Origin of the sequence: Pedobacter terrae, assembly GCF_036946585.1 — a bacterium.
GTDB classification, from domain to species: domain Bacteria; phylum Bacteroidota; class Bacteroidia; order Sphingobacteriales; family Sphingobacteriaceae; genus Pedobacter; species Pedobacter terrae_C.
This window is the reverse complement of the sequence record NZ_JAQIIV010000019.1, coordinates 15,304-35,539: the sequence shown is the minus strand read 5'-3', so window position 1 is coordinate 35,539 and position 20,236 is coordinate 15,304. Positions and strand designations below refer to the sequence as shown.

The window sequence follows — 20,236 nt, the reverse complement described above, 5'->3', positions numbered from 1 at the left end:
GACCTACATATATTCTAATTATTTTTGGTCTAAGGACCAACACGTCGTTTAATTAAAAACAGCATTTGATCAAGTAAAGCGAATAAGAAATGAGCCGGCATAGCTGACACTTTTGCCCGAAACACGGTTAATTTATCTTATTTAGACTTATTAAATATAATTTGCACAATAATAATTAAAACGATTTCTTTGTAAAATAAACTTGCAAGCACTCATGCCCGCATAACTGCGCTCAACAATGGAATCAAAACCGCAACCAAAGAAATTAAATTGGTCAAAACATCAAAAGAGATGGTTTGGCAAATGGCATCTGTATATTGGCATTATTGCTGGCGCAATTGTCGCTTTTGTAGGCCTTACCGGTAGCATTCTTGTTTTTCAGGACGAGATTGACCGGGCTTTGAATCCGGAGCTATTTAAAGTGCAGGCGCAAAAGCAAAAATTGCAAGTGGAAGAAATTGTACCACTCATCAAGAAGAACTATCCTAAGCTAAGGATTGATTACCTGATGCTCAATAACTTCAAAAATCCTAATGAAGCTTATAGCGTACTGGATTTAAAAAGTAATGAGGAAACCTTTATTAACCCCTATACCGGAAAAATTGGTGGTAAAAGAATACATACCAGTTCTTTTATTCATATTGTTACCGAGCTGCACCGAACGTTGCTGATTCCGGTAGCCGGAAGGTACATTTGCGGACTTGCCTCACTCTGCCTCTTAATCCTGACCATTTCGGGACTGCGTTTATGGATTCCGAGGAAATGGAAGCAATTAAAATCAGTACTCACCGTAAGGTTTAATGGATCTTTTAAACGCCAAAATTACGATTGGCACAATTCGCTTGGTTTTTATTCCTCTCCAGTTGTAGCAATATTGAGTCTTACCGGTTTTTCTATTACTTTTTCTACACTTGTTATTCCATTACTGTTTTTACTTAGCGGAAAATCGCCTCAAGGCGTTGCCCAGCTTTTAGGTGCTAAATCGGCATGGCATGCACAGGCCGTACCCCTTCCGCTAACACAGCTGGTTACAGCAGTTAAAGAAAAAATGCCAAATGGTTATATTGGTGGAATAGCCTTCCCAGCGAATAAAACAGGAACTTACCGTTTGGATATCCTGAGCGGAAACCTACCTAAACAAGGAAAAAGAGAAATGTTGGTTGTTGATCAATATACAGGTAAAGTATTGTTGAACAGCCGCGAGGATTTTCCGAATGTTGGCAATGCTTATCTGGGCTGGTTAACACCCATCCATTACGGCAGTTTCGGCGGCCGGCCAACACAATTCATTGCACTTATTTCCGGTTTGATGCCTTTGGCTCTTTTTATTACCGGTTTTATCATTTGGTGGCCGCGTTATCGAAAACAAAAAAGGGGTAAAAAGCATAGCAGATCTCAAACAGCTCTAAAGGAGTCAACAGATACTCCATTAGTTGAAAAAGAATTAAGATCTGCAAAAATGGAAATGCAACTTCCTAAACCAGGTAAATATTTTCTGATTAATTTCAAATCGGGATTTAAATATGCCTTGATCATTCTTCCGATCAGTTTTTTGATGGGTGCACTCTATGGGCTGCCTTCGGGAATCATTATTCAGCCAGCTATTTTTGTGGTGGCTTTTAGTTGTGTGATGGTTTGTTTAAATTTCATTTGCGCCTTGCTATCTGAAATGTTCAATATTTTATTTTTACTTCCATTTAAAAAGGGCAGCCATAAGATAACGCGATATTTTGCACTTTCAACCGCATTTTTAGTCTGTTATTTAGTTGTTTATATTGCACTATTAAACACCGGGTTGGAAGTTTTTTAAACTAAATGGAACATCCTTTTTTTTACAAAGAAAATATCATTTAAACAAAAAGGCCTTGCAAAATCGTTTGCAAGGCCTTTTAACAGGTTGTTATCTTTTATCCATTAATGGCTTTAACGCCCGGCAATTCCTTACCTTCCATATATTCTAATAAAGCACCACCACCGGTAGAAACATAACTCACTTCATCTTCCATACCGAATTTTGCAATCGCTGCAGCCGAATCGCCACCGCCAATTAGTGAGAATGCACCATTATCTTTAGTTGCAGCCACTACTGCATCGGCAACAGCTTTGGTACCTACCTGGAAGCTTTCCATTTCGAAAACACCCATTGGTCCATTCCATAATAAAGTTTTGGAGTTTTTAATTACCTCCTGAAATAGTTCGGCTGTTTTAGGACCGATATCCAATCCCATCCAATCGGCCGGAATATGACCTGCTGCAACATCTTGTTTAGCGGCATCGTTGGCAAATTTATCTGCAATAACGGTATCAATTGGTAAAATCAGGTTTACGCCTTTAGCTTTCGCTTTTTCGATCAGTTCCAAAGAAAGCGCTTGTTTATCAGCCTCTAACAATGAAGTACCGATTTCTCCACCTTGTGCTTTCGCAAATGTATAGGCCATACCGCCACCAATAATCAGGTTATCAACTTTTTCCAACAATTTCTCGATCAAAAGAATTTTATCAGATACTTTAGCACCACCCATAATTGCTGTGAAAGGTCTTTCGGCATGGTTCAGAATTTTCTCTGCATTTTCTACTTCCGAAGCCATCAAATAACCAAAGTATTTAGCATCTGGGAAAAACTGCGCGATAATTGAAGTTGAAGCATGTGCGCGGTGAGCAGTACCAAAGGCATCATTAACATATACATCACCTAGTTTTGATAACTTTTCTGCAAAAGCTACATCACCTTTTTCTTCTTCCTTGTAAAAACGGAGGTTTTCCAACAATAAAACTTCACCTGATTTTAAATCAGCAGCCTGTTTCACTGCGCCTTCACCAATACAATCGTCGGCAAACTTAACGCCAACACCAACAAGAGCGGATAAATCAGATAAGATATGTTTTAACGAGTATTTATCGGTAGGGCCGTCTTTGGGGCGACCTAAGTGAGACATCAAAATAACCGAACCGCCATCTTTTAAAATCTTGCTGATGGTAGGTAATGCAGCCCTGATTCTTTTATCGTCGGTAATTTTAAATTCATCATCCAAAGGCACATTAAAATCTACCCTGATTAATGCTTTTTTATCTTTAAAGTCAAACTGGTCAATGGTGTTCATGTTTATTATTTTTGATTTAAGTTTAATTTCATTTCGTAATGGAAACCGATGCCAGGGATATCAAATTCTGGTGATTCGGTGGTGAAGCCGATTTTTTTATAAAAATTTGCTGCTGTGGAGCGGGCATTGCACCATAAATAATCGGTTTTATATTCTTTTAAGTATTCTATAGCAAAGTTAACCAGTGCTGCGCCATAGCCCCTACCACCCTCATCGGGATGGGTAGCCATCCCACGTAACTGGTAACCTTCCCCTTCTTCTGGAAAAAAATCATTGCGCATAAATGTAGCAATAGATTTAATTTCGCCATCCTTTAAAAAACCCAGGTGAAAGGTATCGTAGGCCAGGTCGCCTTCAAAAACACAAGCATCGTGTGGTTTACCATTACGTAAAACCAGGCTTCTTAAAGGTAGAACTTCTTCTGGAAGAATAAATTTGACCATATTTTTTTTATGATTGGCTGTATCAAAAAAATTGCTGTTGAATACACGCAAACGTTTACAAAGTTAATAAAGCAATTGAAACACGCTAATGTTAATGGCTAGAAAGTGCTGCAATTTTGATTTGCCACCTTTAATCAGCTTGTACGGCTGGTGTAACCATAAAATATAAATCGCATCAAACAGACATCCGATTTACTTGTTGATTAATAAAGCCAGAGTAGAATGAGTAATTTTAACCTTGGACAGCTTAAACTGGTTTTTGTTTAAAGCGAACAATCCAGCCCGGGACATTTCAGTTTTTTATTAAAATTACCAGATTCAGGCCACCTCAAATTGAATTGAAAACTTAATATAGACAAGTGAAAGAAGAAAATATAAAAACAGTAGCCAGGGTATTACTTGGCGCAGGTTTAATAACTGCGGGAGTTGGCCATTTAACTTTTGCGCGCAAACCGTTCCAGGCTCAGGTGCCAAATTGGGTCCCTTTAAAAAAAGATGATACTGTTGTATATTCGGGCTTTGTTGAAATTGCCCTGGGTACCGCTTTGCTATTAGCGCCCAAAAAACATCAAGCTTTGATTGGCAAAATTGCCGCGGGCTTATTTGTTAGCGTTTTCCCAGGAAATATTGCCCAATATACCCACAAACGCAACGCATTTGGTCTTAATACAGATAGTAAACGTTTTTTACGTCTATTTTTTCAACCCGTGCTGGTTTATTGGGCATTAAAATCAACCCAAAAGCCACTAATTATTTTGCAGAAAGCGAATTGATTTTTTTCACCACATCAATTAAACGACTGCTATAGCCATATTCATTATCGTACCAACCCACTACTTTAACCAGATCACCAACGATTGAAGTTAATAGCGAATCGAATATGCAAGAGTGTGGATTATCAATAATATCGATAGAAACAATGGGATCTTCAGTATATTGAATAAGACCTTTCAATTCATTGTTGGCAGCATATTTAAAAGCTGAATTAATTTCCTTGATGGTGGTCTTCTTTTTCAGCAGACAGGTGAAATCAGTTAAAGATCCATTTAATACCGGAACCCTGATTCCCGCGCCTCCTAAACGGCCATCCAATTCGGGGAAAATATGGGTAATTGCTTTTGCTGCCCCCGTTGTAGTGGGAATGATGGACGATGATGCTGCCCTTGCCCTACGCAGGTCTTTATGGTTGGCATCATGCAGATTCTGATCACCTGTCATGGAATGGATCGTTGTAATATAACCTTCCTCCACGCCCCAGTTATCATTCAGAATTTTAATCATTGGGGCAATGTTATTGGTTGTACAGCTTGCATTTGATAACACAGTACCGGTTAAATCAATATGATCGTCGTTTACACCCAACACCACCATCGGAATATCATCGGCAGCCGGGGCAGAAATCAATACCTGTTTTGCACCCGATGCAATATGCTTCTCGGCCGATAACCTCGTCAGGTTCCGGCCTGTACAATCAATTACCAAATCAACACGCAATGCCGACCATGGCAGTTCATCAGCTGCTGCGATAGCGAAAACCGGAATTGAAATACCATCAATCACCAGTGCATCGGTTTTAACCGAAACATTACCTGCAAAAACACCATGAACGCTATCATACTTAAACAAATGCGCCATTGTTCTGGCGTCTGCAAGATCGTTAATGGCCACTACATCAAAGCCTTCAGCCAGTGCCAAGCGTAAAAATGTTCTTCCTATTCTACCAAAACCATTTATTGCCAGCCTCATGATTATAAAAAATTAGAGCGCAAAATTAGTATTAATTTACCATTATGAAAGTAGGGATGCCAGAAGATGGAGATGCGATGATAAAAATACAGCCAGATGCTTAAATGGCAGTTTGATTAACGAACCGTACGACAATTATTTCAGCCAAAAAAACTATAATTGCGCTATAAAGCTAAACAACATGAATGTTATCCTCGCTTCTACTTCTACCGTGTATGGCGGTAATTACCTCGAATACCTGAAAGATGAGCTGATTAAGCTCTTTGCCGGATTAAATGAAATTATATTTATACCTTTTGCTAGGCCAGGAGGCATTTCGCATGAAGAATATACGAGCAAAGCCTGCATTTTTTTCTCCACCTTAAATATTAAGGTTAAAGGCTTGCATGAATTTAATAACCCTATCAGCGCTATCCGCGCAGCCAAAGGATTTTTTACAGGCGGGGGAAATACCTTTCTGCTGGTCAAAACACTCCATGAATTGGGGTTAATGACGCATCTAAGTGAGAGCATCAAATCGGGCAAACCTTACTTAGGCTGCAGTGCCGGAAGTAATATTGGTGGTCTTAATATGAAAACCACCAACGATATGCCTATTGTATACCCTTCTTCTTTTGAATGTATGGGTTTGGTTCCTTTTAACATCAATCCACATTACCTCGACCCCATTCCGGAATTGAAGCATAATGGCGAAACAAGGGAAACCAGGATTATGGAATTTCTAACACAAAACAACATTAAGGTTATAGGCTTACGCGAGGGTAACTGGATCAGGATATCAGGTGATCATATCACAACTGAAGGCAGTGAAAACACGAGGATTTTTGAAGCAGGAAAAGCCCCATACGAATGCCCACCCGGTAGTTCGTTATTGTAATTATTAAATAACGTTACCGCCTTTTTTTATAAGACTTAAATAGCTACAAGTTTATGATCAACCCAGCATCATAAACTTATAGCTATTATCCTTACCTCAATATTAGGAAAGATAGTCTGTAAGGCAGTACTTCGTTAGGCTACCCCAGCCTTGTTTTTTTTTCGTGAACGAAGGTAGATCACCAATCCCCCAAAAGCCACAATCAATATAATAGGGATAATCAAAGTAGCACGCAGAATTTCGGGACCTGCCAGATTTTTGGCATTGGCCAGTGCCAATGCATATTCAGAATTTTCAGGTGCTTTCAGATAGGCATCAAATGAGGCACCAGCAGGTAGATGTTTAACAATCAGGCTATCGTAAAAACTACCCATAAACATGGTGTAAATAGAAACTGCAAACATCCCAGCGCCTCCCATTAAATTCAAACCAAGTGCTCCGGATTTAGGAACGTTTTCTGCAACAAAACCAATCATGGTTGGCCAGAAATAACAAACGCCTATCCCAAAAACGATTGCTGCAAAGAAAACCGAATTCCCGGTAAAGGTACTTAACAGGTAAAGCCCTGCTGCAGCAAATATTGCAGACAAAAGCAATACGCCCTGAGGAGCAAGACGGTGTACTACAGGTTCGGCAAAACCCCTCCCAATTACCATAATGCCCGTTGTGAGGGTAAGCAATAAAATGGCATTATCGGTTACGTTTTTCAACAATAAACCTATCCATTGACCCGTAAATAACTCCGTGATGGCGGTACCAAACATGCAGATGAACATGAAGATAAATAATGGAGAAAGTACTGCTTTATACATATCTGAACTGGAATAACCGGATGATACCCTTTCGGTAACCGGAAAATCTAACTTCGAAAAGAGGTAGCCATAAATTAAAGTAGGGATAATCATCATGGCCACCTGCACTTTCCAGCCTAATCCAAGCTGAACAAATAACGTAACCAACAAAGTACCGATTACAATACCCCCAGGAAACCATAAATGAAAGTGGTTTAGTTTAGTTGTTTTGTTCTCCGGGTATAAAGCGGCAACCAATGGGTTACAGGCAGCCTCTACGGTGCCATTGGCAATGCCGATGAGCAAAGTAGATAAAAACAGACTCCAATAGCCCTGTGCAAAAATGGTCAGGATGATACCAGCCAGGTGAAAAATAAAGGCCATAACCAGTAAACGCTTCATACCGATCACATCAACTACAAATCCTCCAACCACAATAGCCAAAGGAAACCCCCAAAAGGCAGCAGCTGTAATCGTACCCAATTGAGCGGTACTTAATTGAAAATCTATTCCCAACTGGTTCATGATCCCGGCACGGATACCAAAGGAAAGAGAAGTAACGAGTAATGCAAGGCAACTTGCCCAGAATAATTTTGTGGTCTTAATGTTAAGCATAAGCTCAGATTTAGTTTATAATTGGTTTTTAGTTTCAGAATAAAAAAAGATTTCAGGCATGATGAAAGTTCCTCTTCGAACTGCTAAGGTATATTTCATTCTTAATAGGAATCCAGTCAGATAAATTCTTTAAAACTTTGGCGAAAATATTTGGCCGGAGAATATGCCGAATTTTAAACCAGCGTGCTAATTTAATGAGTTGGTGCTCCTCCATTTTCATTGGAATATTTGGTTTTATAACAAGCAAAAAGCAATGTTATGAGTAGATGATGATCGTTAAAGCTATAATAATAAACAATTGAATCGATTAATGCAATGATTGATTAGAAACTTTGTTCGGATTAGCGGTCTGATAGATGAGTGCGATTGTATTACAAAGTGATAATTTGATTTTCTCCCTGTTAATCTATAACTTGAGGCGAAATCTTATTCAGACAATAATCATACTATGAAAAGATACCTTTTTATTATTCTTTTAGCCATCTCTTTTTCTGTTCAGGCGCAGTCTAATACTGTAAATTATAAATATATCATTGTACCCGAGAAATTTAGTTTTCTAAAGCAAATGAATCAGTATGGCTTAAACACCCTTACGAAAGCTTTATTTGAGGATAAAGGTTTTACCGTCTATTTTGATAATACCGAAATTCCACAAGAAATTGCTGCCGACAGATGCAAGGCGCTGGTAGTAGAGCTCCAGGAAAAAAACAGCATGTTTGTAACCAATCTTACCCTTTTACTTAAAGATTGTAAAGGCGCTGTAGTTATAAAGAGCAAGGAAGGTAAAAGCAGAGAGAAAGAATATGAGATTGCTTATAATGATGCCTTAAGAGACGCTTTTACATCCTTTAATCATTTTAATTATGTAGCAGATCAACCAACAATGACAACCAACACGGTAACCCTGCCAACCAGTACCACCACCCCGCCTAAAACTGTACCTTCCAATCAAATTGCGGCCACTAAGGCAGAACAAAAAGAAGCATTATTATATGCACAGCCCATTAGTAATGGTTACCAACTTATAGACGCGACACCCAAAATTGTAATGACCTTACTAAAAACTTCTATGGAGGATTGTTACATCTCGAATAACGGCAATGCTAACGGCATCGTTATCAAAAAAAATGGCATTTGGTTTTTTGAGTACTACAAAAACAATGTTCTTGTTTCTGAAAATTTATCAATTAAGTTTTAGTATCCACAGCAATAAATATGTATAAAATTTAGTGCTTTTAGTAAGAGCATGTTCAATCAGCCGTATTTGTCATTTGTATCACGAGTACGAATGACAGTTAATAAAAACTCACTTTAATATCTTCGTGCAAGTGCTTAAAAATTAGCTTCGCTGATCAGGATGTGGTTCACGCATGGCCGAAAGCAATCGAATCACTATGATGAATTAGTGTATTCGGAAACCTTGATACAGCGGTTCCTTCATTAAAATTCAAATTCAGGTTACCTGTTGATATCGCTCTGGAAAATTATAGCGGTAAAAACTTACCAACAGAATCATTACATAAATCCATTAAAATATAAACACTTTTTCGCCTGATTTTTAAGCCCGTTCGTCGAGAATTAAGCTGTGTTGGTATAATTGACGATTTTCTGCTGCAACGTTTTGTATATCCCTACGTCTTATCTACAAAACAACAACAAATATTAATAAATATATAAAAAACAGCATTATGAAAACCTCTATCAAAACCCTAACAAAATCAGTATTAGCAGCTATCTTTTTTAGTTCTGCAATTTTCTCAACAAGTGTAATCGCAGGCGAGAAACAGCCAATCAAAATTTCAACGCCTAAAAACATACAACAGGTTGTTGTAAGCGGCAACGTGGAAATTACTTTGGTACAGGGAGACAAAGAAAGTGTAAGCTACAACGAAGATAACGCTGGCAAAGTAAAAGTGATTCAAGATGGACATGCATTAAAAATCAGTTCAGCTGACGGAAATTTAGCTAAAGTTACCGTTTATGTAAAAAACATTTTTAGAGTACAAGCTTCTGAAAATGCAGTGGTTAAAACTGCAGGTAAATTAAATGCAAAATATCTTCAATTATTCTTGAGCGGAGAAGCTGTTGCAGCAATAGACTCAAATACCGAAGGTTTATATACAGTAATTGAAGATCTGGCAGATTTAAAATTAAGCGGCGCTACTCAAGAACACATTTTGGTAATGGGCAGTACACCAAAACTTAATTTAGATAGATTTGCTGCTTTGAAAACACAAATGAGCGCTCCGGTAAGTGCAACTCAAACGGCCTCATTATCAAAATAAGCGATAAAATTAATGTAGTTCAAGAGCGGTGAAATTTTTTCATCGCTCTTTTTGTTTACACTGCGCCTGGCAAAACCAACTTAAAAAAAACGGATACTCTCCAAAATAGAAACAAACTTTCTGCGTATTTTCTTTGATAAACTAGTCCTTTACATTAAATTTGATAAATCGTTTTACTACTTTGCACAAGCTAAAAGATATAGATGATTAATGATGCAGCCGCTCACATCAAAAACCAACATTGTTTTTAAAAAATATCGTTTTAGCTACCTCAAATTGAAAATCCTGACATGAAAAAATATACATATCCTGTACTTAGTGCAATATTTTCTCTGATTACCTGTGTCAATCTTACGCATGCACAACCAAAAAAACAGCCCATAGACTATGTTAACCCTTACATTGGCAACATCAGCCATTTACTCGTACCCACCTACCCCACCGTTCATTTACCGAACAGCTTATTAAGGGTTTATCCGGAACGCGATAATTTTACCAGTAATACGATACAAGGCCTACCGGTTGTAGTTACCAGTCACCGGGGTAGCTCGGCCTTTAATTTAAGTCCTTTTCAGGGTGATCTCAAAAATGCAGGTCATGTCATTTCTTATGGCTACGACAATGAAGTGATTAAGCCTTATTACTATGGGGTCGATCTAGATGATAATGGAATTAATGTACAGTTTGCTCCATCTCATCAATCAGGGATATATACACTTCACTTCTCGCAAACCAATGTTCCGGCTTATCTGATTTTAAACACTAAAAACGGCGAATTAAATGTAAGCCAAAATGCGGTAAGCGGTTTTCAAAAGCTAGATAACAACACTAAGGTTTACCTTTATTTAGAAACAGATCTAAAACCTGTTGAATCAGGTAGGCACAGTGGAAATAATATCAATTCGGGACAACAATCAACTTCCGGCCGAAATGCTCATCTTATTTTAAAATTCCCTGCTCAAACCCGTCAGCTTAGTACACGTTACGGTATTTCATTTATTAGCGTGGAACAGGCAAAGAACAATCTCCGTCGCGAAATCAAGGATTACAACCTGAAACAGGTGGCGCAGGCCGGAAGAAATATCTGGAATACCACGCTTGGGAAGATCCTGGTAACGGGTACGGATGAAACAGCCAAAACCGTGTTTTACACTTCCCTTTATCGTACATACGAAAGGATGATCAGTTTATCTGAAGATGGAAAATATTTTAGTGCTTTCGATGGAAAAGTGCATAATGATAACGGCGTACCATTTTTTACCGACGACTGGATTTGGGATACCTATCGGGCAACACATCCGCTCCGTGTGATTATTGAACCAAAAATGGAAAGTAACATGATTAATTCTTACCTGCGGATGGCTCAACAGATGAACGACCATTGGATGCCAACTTTTCCGGAAGTAACCGGCGATAGCCGAAGGATGAACAGCAATCATGGTGTGGCGACTATCATCGATGCCTATAACAAAGGCTTGAGAAGTTTTAATCTTGAAGAAGCCTACCAGTATTGCAAAGCAGCTATTACAGAAAAAACCCTGGCACCATGGTCGTCAAAAAAGGCAGGTGTTTTAGATCAGTTTTTTAAAGATAAGGGCTACTTTCCTGCTTTACCTGAAGGTGAAAAAGAAACTGCAGCAGAGGTTCATGGTTTCGAAAAACGCCAACCCATAGCAGTAACGCTTGGTACGGTTTATGATGAATGGTGCCTGGGCAATATCGCGCAGCAGCTGGGTAAAACCGAAGAGGCAAAACATTTTTTAGATAAAAGTACCAGCTACCATACGGTTTTCAATCCCGAAACCAGGTTTTTTCATCCTAAGGATGCGGAAGGCAAATTTATTAAACCGTTGGATTACCGTTTTTCAGGAGGACTTGGTGCCAGAGAAACTTACGATGAAAATAACGGCTGGCTCTACCGATGGGACGTATTGCATAACCTCGGCGATCTGGTGAATATGATGGGTGGCCAGCAGGCCTTTGTTGACGAACTGGAAAAAATGTATAACACCCCGCTTGGAAAAAGCAGGTTTGATTTTTATTCGCAATTACCCGACCATACCGGCAATGTTGGTCAGTTTTCTATGGGTAATGAACCTGCCATGCATATTCCCTATCTGTATAATTATGCGGGACAGCCCTGGAGAACACAAAAACGGGTAAGGAATTTACTAACCCAGTGGTTCCGTAATGATCTGATGGGGATTCCTGGCGATGAAGACGGCGGTGGGCTTACTTCTTTTGTAATATTCTCGCAGATGGGTTTTTACCCGATAACCCCTGGCTTGCCCATGTACGTGATTGGCAGTCCCACTTTTGCTAATGTTAAACTAGATTTGGGAAACAACAAAAAATTTGAATTGAACTGTATAAACTATTCTCCTGAAAATAAATACATTCAATCTGCTAAACTGAACGGTGTGGTATGGAATAAATCGTGGTTTACTCACGAGGATTTAATGAAAGGGGGCAAATTAGAATTGGTAATGGGTAAACAGCCAAACAAACTTTGGGCAGCGGATGAAACTTCGCTCCCACCTTCATTTAAAATGCCTGCGAGATAAGGTCGATCATTTAGGCATATCTTCCACAGCTTACCCAATGTCCTTTTGCCATTGGGTAAGCTAATTACCGTATGCTTATAAAAAACGCTTTATCAGCTCTTCCCATTCCTGCTCCAATGATAATTCTGGCAATTTTTCTCCAGCTTTAGCATACCAATAATTGGCATTCCAGATATCGCCTTCTTTGCGGTGCAGGTACGCGTGGATACGGGCAGAAGCCAAATCGTCTAAATGATCAACCTGATTATGGGCCCTACCCCAGTCTCCTTTTGCATCATACCATAGCGCCCGCAGCTGAACTGACAAATGGCCATCCGGACTGACTTTTTCTAATGTTTTTTTAAATTCAGCTATATTCTTCATTAAATTCTGATTTGTTTTAACATTATACAAAATAAAAGTAAAACTTGATAATCGTTAACTCAATTCTTTAATTTAATATCTTATAATTTACTCACCTGGCTTTATTAAATAAAAGCCTAAATAACAAACACTTACAACCAAACACTTGCTTTAGAATGTCCGGTTTTTGAAAGCTGCCTCAGAATTTATAAAAACCATCTGCTCATTAAACCTGTTGTAAAAATGGGCAATTCATGAACAGCCCACTTAAAAAAAGCAATTATGGATTCAGGAACTATTGTATATAGCAATTTAGAAGAGCTCTCAAAAAGTAATTATCAATTAAGTGATGGCGAAACCGACATTAAAGGATGGCCTGTAAGAAATGAAGCCGGCGATTCTGTTGGAAAGGTACGCGACCTCCTATTTGATCCCGAGCAAAATGCAATTCGTTACATCATTGTTGAACTTGTGAACGTGAGCGAAGATTTGGAAGAAAAGGCAATACTGATCCCTATTGGACTGGCGAATTTAGGTGAAGACAAAAAAGAGGTCATTTTACCTGATATTCATCTTGATCAGTTTAGGGCCATGCCAAGATATATTATCGGTGAGGTCACTCCTCAAATGGAAAATCAGATCCGCAATGTGATCGGTAGTCCGGCGGCACTGCGACTGGAAGATGAAATTGTAGAGATCGACCGGGCAAACTTTTATCGTCACCACCATTTTGATCGGAATAATTTTCCTGATCAGCATCCTCGCAATCAGGATGCTGATCCGCTAATTTAATAAACAATTAGATTGTAAATGATGCAAACGCATCACAAATAAACTTACCAAAAAGAAACGGGAACATTAGATCAGAAAGTTCCCGTTTTTATTTTACTCAAACTTTCTATTGCCTGATAAATGTTCGGATATTTTATAATAAATATGTTGGTTCATCTCCTTTATCTTATTCCGAATGTAATTCAATTTAGGCAGACAGCTAAATCTAAAATGTGTTTTTTATCTTTATGGCATGAATCAATTTTTCCTTTCCGGGCTGTACATTTACCCCATTAAATCACTGGGAGGCATCAGTTTACAACAGGCAAAGCTTGAGGAAAGCGGTTTACAATACGATAGAAGATGGATGCTTGTTGATGAGGATGGTATATTTGTAACGCAAAGAAAGTATTTCGAACTGGCACTTTTGCAGGTAAGTATCTCGAATGATCAACTAATTGTTTTCCATAAAACATTGCCTGGGTTGAGCATATCCTTTTCCACGGATGAAGATACCGGAGAGCAGATTTCAGTTGTGATCTGGAACGATACGGTTACCGCACTTGAAGTAAATAAAACGTTAAGCGATTGGTTTTCTAATTTCTTAAAGTTTAGGGTTAAATTGGTCAGGATGCCTTCAACTGGAAAGCGACTGATTGACCGGAATTATGCCCAAAATGATGAAATAGTAAGTTTTGCTGATGGATACCCTTGTTTGCTCATTGGCCAATCCTCGCTTGATGGACTGAATGAAAAACTCCGAGAACCAATTTTAATGGACCGTTTTCGTCCTAATTTTGTTTTTACCGGAGGTGAGTCTCATATTGAGGACCGTTTTAAGGACTTCTACATGGGCGAAGTTTTATTTTCGGCAGTAAAGCCATGCTCGCGGTGTGTACTTATTACGATTGATCAGCAAACTGGAGAGAAAGGACAAGAACCTTTAAGAACACTGGCCAGTTACCGCACGGTGGGCAAAAAAATCATGTTCGGGCAGAATTTACTGCATCAACAAACCGGGACTATCCGTGTAGGTGACGAACTGAAGGTGATGAGATGGAAGAAGTAAGTAAGTAAAAATGTAAAATGTAAAAATGGAAGATGGATAATGGAGTAGACGCTTAAAGAATTCGAACTACCTTAATCTAATAGTCTTAAAGTTTTTAATTATTCAATATTTTCTGATTGACCCAATCACTTTAAATCTGCGAAGTCTTGGCCATGAATCCAACTGCTTTATCTACATGCGCAAACTTTTCATCACATTCAACGTTTAAAAACTACTTTCCAACTGGGTATTGGAAACTAATGATTTAATATGGAATGAAGGAAGCAATCATTTTAGCCGCCGGTAGAAAAGATTATCGAAAACTAATTACAGTTTGGGAAAGCTCGGTTAGGGCCACACACCATTTTCTTTCTGAAAAAGACATTATCACCTATCGTACGTTGATTTTAAATGAGTATTTTGATCAGGTACAGTTATACGCAATTACGGTTGCGGAAAAGGTGATGGGTTTTATCGGTATTAACGAAGAATCAATCCAGATGCTTTTTATCCACCCTGATGCAAGGGGAAAAGGACTTGGCAAAAAACTGATTGATTTCGCGAAACAAGAACATGGCACCTACATGGTAGATGTAAATGAGCAGAATGAACAGGCAGTAGGTTTTTATGAAAAACTTGGTTTTGTAACCTTTGAACGGAGTGATGTAGATGGGGCCGGAAAACCGTTCCCTATACTTTCTATGACCTTAAAGACATAAAAATTAAATGACAGTTAGCTGATCACCCTTTATCTAATTATGCTCGAAAACATCACAGGAAAATTATTAATGGCTATAGCAGTTGGTGCTGCATTTGGACTATTTTATACACTTCTGCTGCATATGCATGGCGTTGCCAAAATCAAATACAAGCCTGTAGCACTTAGCATTGGGACACTTATTTTTCTTCTTGGGCTACATAGCTTCGAAGCCGCAGGTATAGCTTGTTTTATTATTGGTATTGGCGTTTTTGTGCTTGCCATTGCCTTAATGGCAAGAGGCGCGGCCGATTCGCTTAAAACGATTTCCGCTAAATTCTCTTCAGGTAACAAACCACAAAATACCGAAGTTCAGCGATTAAATAAACTTAGTTTAAGCAATTATGCCGGTGTAATATTTCATCTTGTAGTTATCGTTTTAATTTCGCTATCAATCTTTACCTATTCAAATGATACAATTCTTAATCAGGAAAAAATGGATCGGTTGATCGGTGACGCTATTTTTCAGTTTACGAGTACCATCGTGCTGATCCTGTTAGGTATATTTAATCCTTTTGTATCCCCATCTGCAAAGCTATTGGCAATCGCTGGACGTGTCAACAGCATTAAATACCCTAAACTATACCGCTTACTGTCAAATAAAAAGTTCTGGGTAATTTTTAAAGCCCTAATTTGCCTCGGCATTATCCTTTACTTCACTTCAGAGGGATATTTTAGCTTATTGGCATGGGATAATGCCACGCCCTACATGAATGTTTACGTGTTCCTTATTGGCTTTTTTATCACAGTTAACTTGGTACAGATGGTCAGAATGCCAGAATATTTCTATCAGAAAAACCTGTTCAGGATTACGCTATTGCTACGTTCGGCCTTTATCAGTATTTTTTTAAGTGCAATACTGGTTTTTTCAACCCTGTTTATTTCTTCAATTTTAGGCATTGATATCAATCGATTGAAAGTGAGTTCGGAAGCCATCATTTTCCTCGGGTATAATATGATTATGTGTTATAATGAGTTTAGGCTGGCAAGGGTATAATAACTTTCTTTTTTTATACAAATGGGAGTTGATTACGCCATAAATAGAAAGTCAAATATTCATCAGATGGCAACATCTGACGGCACAGAAATCAATATTTTAATTCAAAAAAAGAAAAATCTGCTTCCTGATTATCACTTCCACTAAAATGAAGACCAATACGTGGGCTCCTGTCCCATTGCGGTAAAAAATTAAGGGTAATTTTTTCCTTAACCGGAACATTTTTCCATGTTCCGTTAACTTCCCTATAAAATACCATTAGGCTCAAATCATCAGCAGCTTTCATTTTAAGCTCAACCGGAACCGTTGTGGTTATTTTTATTTTTGATAACACCGTTCTCGTTTTATTTTCCACTTTCCAATAAACGACCTCATTTCCAGCTATCCCAATACCTATTGCCGCACCTAAATCGCCATAATATACCAAACCTTTCAACGCGTTATTAGTATTGGTTACAGTTGTAGTTGCTTCAAAAATTGCCGACACAGGCCTAACGGTTAATGCTATACCAGTAAGGTTATTATTGTTAGTACTACCGGTTAAATGAAGTTGGCCATTTTTCTGATTAATTGTCGGCGATGAATTCCTGAAATCCCATTGCCATCTTTTATCAATTTTGGGTTTGGTAAATGTTATTTTTAAATCCTGGTTAAGCTTTGGGCCTAACTGTTCTTTAAGTACTGGCCAACCACCCTTCTGAGGCCAGCTTAGTCGCGCCAACATTCCCTGCCTGCCTGAGAAAACATTTGTTTTTTTATTGTAAGCATGATAGAGGTAATAATCCTTTCCATCTGCTGATTTTACGAAGGTGCCATGACCCGAACATTTCCAGTATTCATTTTCCATTAAGAGCGGATTGGCAGCATAAAGTTGGTATGGCCCGGCAAAGGAGGTTGATCTGGCCACCCTAACGTTATAATCGCATTGTGCACCACAGCAATTCCCTGCAGAATAGAAAATATAATAATAACCATCTTTTTTCAGGATGCTCTGCCCTTCCAAACCGATATTTGCATCATCTTTTAGTAACGAGAAAGGCTCTCCCTCTACTTTTAGTCCGTTTTGAGCGAGCTTGTAAGCTAAAATCTCAATCGGACGCTGATCCAAACCATAAGCTTTAAAAGTAATGTAACGAGTAGTGCCGTCAAGGTAAACAAAAGCATCAATAGCTTCTTTTCCATAATCAATAATAATACCCTGATCAACAAAGCCTCTATCGGGATATTTCGAAGTGGCTACCCCAATGCACGATACATTGTCCTTTTTTCTTCTCGCAGTGTAGTATATAAAATAGGTTTGATTATGATAATCATATTCCGGTGCCCAAAATGAACCTGAAGTCCATGCTGGTGCCTGTTCAAAAACATAACCTATTTGTTTCCAGTTCAGCAGATCTTTTGAACTATAAATAGGGAAGTGTGGTGCCCATTCTGATGAAGTACCTACTGCGTAATACTGGTTGTTAGCCCGAACAATGGAAGGATCGGCAAAATCTCCGGCAATTACTGGTTCGATTACAGTTTGTGCAGATAACAGATTCGTAATTAGGAGAAGATTAGCGATTACTGCTAAGGTGGCATACCGCGAAAACTTTACTTTTTTTCTCATTAATAGATTTATGCAAGTTAAAATCTTCATTTCGAGGTGTTATTTATTGTGTAAAATCAATAGGAGTGACAGCAGCTTTCAAGATTATAAACCTTCTCGCGAAATCGTCATTGCGAGAAGGCTTTTTCAGCCGACGAGGCAATCTTCTAGCAATAATCGCTATATGAAAGATTGCCAGCCTGTTGCCGGCAGGCTTCGTCGTTCCTCCTCGCAATGACGACCATACTAGTTAATTCTTTCAGCTATAACGAAGCGCAACAGAGCTGAGATGACAGTTATGAAAATTTTATTTCTGTACCGCCACGTTAATTTTGTATAAGTTATCGTGTAGCGCTTTCATCTGTATTTCTGAGAATTTGATGTCTTTTCTATCGTAGGTCATCAATCCGTTGGTTTCTACTTCAACATCAGTAGTTTGGGTGTATACCCCGGCAGAAAGTCCTAAAGGAATTAACTCTGTCAAACGTTTTCCAAACTCTGCGTACTTGTTAAACAGGTCTGTTTTGTTTTTAAAACTCTGATAACCCCAGTTATTCTTCTGTTGCCAAACATGGCCATCAATAGGCAGTCCGAGTCCACCAAATTCACCCAATACCAGGGCATAATCTTTTCCAAAATAATCAGGACTTGGCATAGCGGGGTGCGGATAATTGTGCAGATCGATGATATCGCCAACCGGATGGAAGTTACCACCACTGGCTGTATTGACCAACCTTGATGGATCTTTTTCTTTGGTCCATTTGGCAATTTCTACCGTTTTAAACTGGCCCCAGGCTTCGTTGAAAGGTGTCCACACTACTATTGAAGGCACATTGTATAGGGCTTCGATAATGGCATTCCATTCTTTTCTGTAATAACCTTCTGATTCGGCAGTTCTGTTTTGATCCGAGCCATGGTCTAACACACCCGGACGGTTTTCCCAGCCATTACCCAAATCGCCGCTTGGCATATCCTGCCAAACCAACATACCGGCTTTATCACAATAGTAATACCAGCGGGCTGGTTCTACCTTGATGTGTTTTCTGATCATATTAAAACCCATTTCTTTGGTTTTATCGATATCGAATTTCAAGGCGGCATCTGTTGGTGCGGTATACAAACCATCTGGCCACCAGCCCTGATCAAGCGGACCATACTGAAATACAAACTCATTGTTTAACAGCATGCGCTGGATACCATTCTGATCTTTGCCCATTGAACTCTTGCGCATGGCGAAATAACTTTTCACCTCATCTACCTTTTTATTTTTGGCCATCAGCTCTACTTTTAAATCGTATAAAAATGGACTTTTTGGACTCCATAACTTTGGATTGGCTATTTTTAAAGTGATTGCGCCATTACCATCAGCGACCTGCTCAGCCACTTTTGTTGCGCCATCCCATGCCGAAACCTTAACCTGGTCTGCCCCTGACCCAATTATAGATGGAATAACCATTACTGCTTGCTGGTCGATATCGGGTGTAATTTTTAGGTGTTGTATATGTGATTTGTTAACTGCTTCTATCCACACCGTTTGCCAGATACCCGTCACGGGTGTATACCAAATGCCTTCTGGTTTTTTCACCTGTTTTCCTCTTGGCTGAGGGCCTTCATCCGTAGGATCCCAAACTTGTACAGTTAGCGTTTGGTTACCGCCTTTATTCAAAAATGGGGTAATATTAAAGCTGAAAGGATCAAAACCACCTTCATGTTTACCTACTTCCTTGCCATTGATACTAACGGTCGATCTCCAATCAACCGCACCAAAGTGAAGTAAAATTTCTTTTCCCTTCATGTTCGCAGGAACCGTGAACACGGTTTTATACCACAAAAGGCTATCCTTACCAACGGTTTTGCCTACACCAGAAAGTGCAGACTCTACAGCAAAAGGAACCAAAATTTTCCCTTGATTAATGGCCGGACGTTGTGATTTTTCCGAAATGGCATAATTCCAAAGTCCATTTAGGTTTTTCCAGTTATCACTGCGCTCAAGCTGAGGACGTGGATATTCTGGCAATACATTTTTGGGGTTAACTTCCTGTGCCCATGGTGAAGAGATTTTCCCTTTTACCATCGACCATGATTTGTTTTGCTGCTGTGCAGATAGGGAAAGTGATAGCCCCAGCAGTGATAAGATAATTGATACTTTTTTATTCATTTGTTTACAATTTGTGTGTTTAGGTTGGGATTGCGATGTAGTTATTGTAAGCAGAAGATATTTCCCTGAGGATTTACTTATTTCGTAAAATCAATATAAATCACATCTTTGAATTAATAGGCTACGAGGAGTCGTCATTCCCAACCTGGATTG

Annotated in this window: 17 protein-coding genes; 10 read left to right on the top strand and 7 right to left on the bottom strand. The window is 38.9% G+C overall.

Translation table 11 applies throughout. The features are described 5' to 3' along the window. Positions 1–238: 238 nt before the first annotated feature. Positions 239–1,810, top strand: a complete 1,572-nt coding sequence (locus PGN18_RS19150) for a PepSY-associated TM helix domain-containing protein (RefSeq protein ID WP_335321192.1) — start codon at positions 239–241, stop codon at positions 1,808–1,810. Positions 1,811–1,907: 97 nt separating this feature from the next. Here PGN18_RS19150 and PGN18_RS19145 read toward each other — a convergent pair whose 3' ends face one another. After that, on the bottom strand, positions 1,908–3,101 hold the full coding sequence (locus tag PGN18_RS19145; protein ID WP_335321191.1) for a phosphoglycerate kinase: 1,194 nt from the start codon (positions 3,099–3,101) through the stop codon (positions 1,908–1,910). A 5-nt stretch (positions 3,102–3,106) separates the two neighbouring features. Beyond that, positions 3,107–3,544, bottom strand: a complete 438-nt coding sequence (locus tag PGN18_RS19140; RefSeq protein ID WP_335321190.1) for a GNAT family N-acetyltransferase — start codon at positions 3,542–3,544, stop codon at positions 3,107–3,109. A gap of 359 nt (positions 3,545–3,903) precedes the next feature. Between PGN18_RS19140 and PGN18_RS19135 the strand changes: the two genes are divergently transcribed. Then, on the top strand, positions 3,904–4,317 hold the full coding sequence (locus PGN18_RS19135) for a DoxX family protein (protein ID WP_335321189.1): 414 nt from the start codon (positions 3,904–3,906) through the stop codon (positions 4,315–4,317). Here PGN18_RS19135 and gap read toward each other — a convergent pair. Continuing rightward, on the bottom strand, positions 4,295–5,290 hold the full coding sequence (gap, locus tag PGN18_RS19130; RefSeq protein ID WP_335321188.1) for a type I glyceraldehyde-3-phosphate dehydrogenase: 996 nt from the start codon (positions 5,288–5,290) through the stop codon (positions 4,295–4,297). The genes PGN18_RS19135 and gap overlap by 23 nt on opposite strands. Positions 5,291–5,471: 181 nt before the next feature. Here gap and pepE point away from each other — a divergent pair, with 181 nt between their 5' ends. Further along, the gene (gene pepE, locus PGN18_RS19125) at positions 5,472–6,167 is read left to right on the top strand and encodes a dipeptidase PepE (protein WP_335321187.1); all 696 of its coding nucleotides are present in this window, start codon (positions 5,472–5,474) and stop codon (positions 6,165–6,167) included. A 134-nt stretch (positions 6,168–6,301) separates the two neighbouring features. On the opposite strand, the gene PGN18_RS19120 is transcribed toward pepE, so the two are convergent. Next, entirely contained in the window at positions 6,302–7,573 is a 1,272-nt protein-coding gene (locus PGN18_RS19120) for an MFS transporter (RefSeq protein ID WP_335321186.1), read from the bottom strand. A gap of 448 nt (positions 7,574–8,021) precedes the next feature. Between PGN18_RS19120 and PGN18_RS19115 the strand changes: the two genes are divergently transcribed. From PGN18_RS19115 to PGN18_RS19105, 3 genes are all read left to right on the top strand, one after another. Then, a complete protein-coding gene (locus tag PGN18_RS19115) occupies positions 8,022–8,771 on the top strand; it encodes a hypothetical protein (protein WP_335321185.1) in 750 nt (249 codons plus the stop codon). Positions 8,772–9,261: 490 nt separating this feature from the next. Further along, entirely contained in the window at positions 9,262–9,858 is a 597-nt protein-coding gene (locus PGN18_RS19110; RefSeq protein WP_335321184.1) for a GIN domain-containing protein, read from the top strand. A 290-nt stretch (positions 9,859–10,148) separates the two neighbouring features. Further along, positions 10,149–12,422 carry a GH92 family glycosyl hydrolase gene (locus PGN18_RS19105; protein ID WP_335321183.1) on the top strand — a complete coding sequence of 758 codons (2,274 nt, stop codon included), beginning with the start codon at positions 10,149–10,151 and terminating at the stop codon, positions 12,420–12,422. 75 nt (positions 12,423–12,497) lie between these two features. On the opposite strand, the gene PGN18_RS19100 is transcribed toward PGN18_RS19105, so the two are convergent. After that, complete coding sequence (locus PGN18_RS19100; RefSeq protein ID WP_335321182.1) at positions 12,498–12,785, bottom strand: hypothetical protein; 288 nt, start codon at positions 12,783–12,785, stop codon at positions 12,498–12,500. Positions 12,786–13,046: 261 nt separating this feature from the next. On the opposite strand from PGN18_RS19100, the gene PGN18_RS19095 reads away from it, so the two are divergent. The 4 genes from PGN18_RS19095 to PGN18_RS19080 all read left to right on the top strand — a co-directional run bounded on the left by PGN18_RS19095 (position 13,047) and on the right by PGN18_RS19080 (position 16,337). Beyond that, positions 13,047–13,556 (top strand): PRC-barrel domain-containing protein, encoded by a 510-nt coding sequence (locus tag PGN18_RS19095; protein ID WP_335321181.1) that lies wholly within the window; start codon positions 13,047–13,049, stop codon positions 13,554–13,556. A gap of 232 nt (positions 13,557–13,788) precedes the next feature. After that, entirely contained in the window at positions 13,789–14,604 is an 816-nt protein-coding gene (locus tag PGN18_RS19090) for an MOSC domain-containing protein (RefSeq protein WP_335321180.1), read from the top strand. 254 nt (positions 14,605–14,858) lie between these two features. Further along, the gene (locus PGN18_RS19085) at positions 14,859–15,302 is read left to right on the top strand and encodes a GNAT family N-acetyltransferase (protein ID WP_335321179.1); all 444 of its coding nucleotides are present in this window, start codon (positions 14,859–14,861) and stop codon (positions 15,300–15,302) included. 39 nt (positions 15,303–15,341) lie between these two features. Next, positions 15,342–16,337, top strand: coding sequence for a hypothetical protein (locus PGN18_RS19080; RefSeq protein WP_335321178.1), 996 nt, complete (start codon positions 15,342–15,344; stop codon positions 16,335–16,337). Positions 16,338–16,428: 91 nt separating this feature from the next. Here the strand turns inward: PGN18_RS19080 and PGN18_RS19075 are convergent, their stop codons facing one another. Together PGN18_RS19075 and PGN18_RS19070 are read right to left on the bottom strand one after the other, a co-directional pair. Then, a complete protein-coding gene (locus PGN18_RS19075; protein WP_335321177.1) occupies positions 16,429–17,946 on the bottom strand; it encodes a glycoside hydrolase family 43 protein in 1,518 nt (505 codons plus the stop codon). Between the two features lie 286 nt (positions 17,947–18,232). Continuing rightward, positions 18,233–20,083, bottom strand: a complete 1,851-nt coding sequence (locus PGN18_RS19070; protein ID WP_335321176.1) for a glycoside hydrolase family 2 protein — start codon at positions 20,081–20,083, stop codon at positions 18,233–18,235. Between the last annotated feature and the right edge of the window lie 153 nt (positions 20,084–20,236).